The organism is Micromonospora sp. NPDC004704 (assembly GCF_053601675.1).
This window is the reverse complement of sequence record NZ_JBSGCD010000080.1, coordinates 1-1486: the sequence shown is the minus strand read 5'-3', so window position 1 is coordinate 1486 and position 1486 is coordinate 1. Positions and strand designations below refer to the sequence as shown.

The window sequence follows — 1486 nt, the reverse complement described above, 5'->3', positions numbered from 1 at the left end:
TACTCCAGCCGCGTTTCGCGAATTGAGTGTTCTGGCAGCTCAGTGCCGGTTCTGGCTCGGCGGGCGGTGAAAAAGCTACCAGATGTGCATCGATGTTCTCGGTGGGAGGCTGGGTGCTGTCGCACGGGGTGTCTGCTGCTCCTGTTCGAGGAACAGGCATGTTCTCTGCTTGTGTTGATCGACGAGATTGCCGGTTGGTCGTCGGGTCTGGATGACCTGCTGGCACGCTTCGCGTACCGGTTCGGGCGGGCTGAGCCTCGACGGCAGGCCCGTAGCTACCTGCTCGGACTGTTGTCGCCCTTGGCGGACAAAAACGGTTGGACCCTCGCGGAAGCCGCCGGAGACAAGACCCCCGACCGGATGCAACGGCTGCTGAACAAAGCTGAGTGGGATGCCGATGCCGTCCGTGATGACCTGCGTGGTTACGTCAGCGACCAATTGGGCGCACACGACGGTGTGCTGGTGGTCGATGAGACGGGGTTTCTGAAGAAGGGTGTGAAGTCGGCCGGGGTGCAGCGCCAGTACTCGGGCACCGCCGGACGGACCGAGAACTGCCAGCTCGGAGTATTCCTGGCCTACGCCACCGTGAAGGGCCGCACGCTGGTCGACCGGGAGCTGTATCTGCCTCGGGTGTGGTGTGACGATGCCGCTCGGCGCGAGGAGGCGGCGATCGGCAAGGCGGTCGTGTTCGCGACGAAACCCGCCCTCGGCCTGCGGATGATCGGCCGTGCGCTGGACGCGGGTCTGCCCGCGCGGTGGGTCACCGCGGACGAGGCGTACGGGCAGGACTCGAAGTTCCGCCTCTGGCTGCAGGAGCGCCACATCGGTTACGTCCTGGCCGTGCCCCGCAGCCAGAAGGTCCCCACCGATACGGGTAGTTCCCGGGCGGACTTCCTCGCCGCCCATGCCCCTGCTTTGGCCTGGAAACGACGCAGCTGCGGAGACGGTGTCAAAGGCCCACGCATGTATGACTGGGCGGTCGCGTCCCTACCCGACACCGGCACCGCTGGTCACGGGCTCACCCGATGGCTGCTGATCCGCCGCAGCATCAGCAGACCGGACGAGTTGGCGTACTACCTGTGCCACGGCCCGACCGGCACCAAGGATGAGGAACTGATCCGGGTCGCGGGTGCCCGGTGGGCGATCGAGGAATGCTTCCAGACCGCGAAGAACGAAGTCGGGCTCGATCACTACCAGGTGCGTCGCTACGACGCCTGGTACCGGCACATAACACTCGTTATGGTGGCCCACGCCTACCTCGCAGTCACCGCCGCCCAGGCGGAAAAAGGGGGTCCGAACCCGCCCGACGGGGACTCATCCCTCTTACCCTCGGCGAGGTCCGCCGTCTCCTGGCACACCTGATCACCCGGGCTCGACCACTGGATCACATCTATCGATGGTCATGGTGGCGTCGCCGCCACCAATACCGAGCCAAAGTGAGCCACTACCAGCGAAGACTCCAAATTCAGCAGATGCGGCTGGAGTA

1 protein-coding gene is annotated in these 1486 nt (G+C 65.0%); it reads left to right on the top strand.

Going from position 1 to position 1486, the window contains the following annotated elements:
• Positions 1 to 171 precede the first annotated feature (171 nt).
• On the top strand, positions 172 to 1362 hold the full coding sequence (locus tag ACWEFB_RS38245) for an IS701 family transposase (protein ID WP_452293108.1): 1191 nt from the start codon (positions 172 to 174) through the stop codon (positions 1360 to 1362).
• The last annotated feature ends 124 nt before the right edge of the window (positions 1363 to 1486 follow it).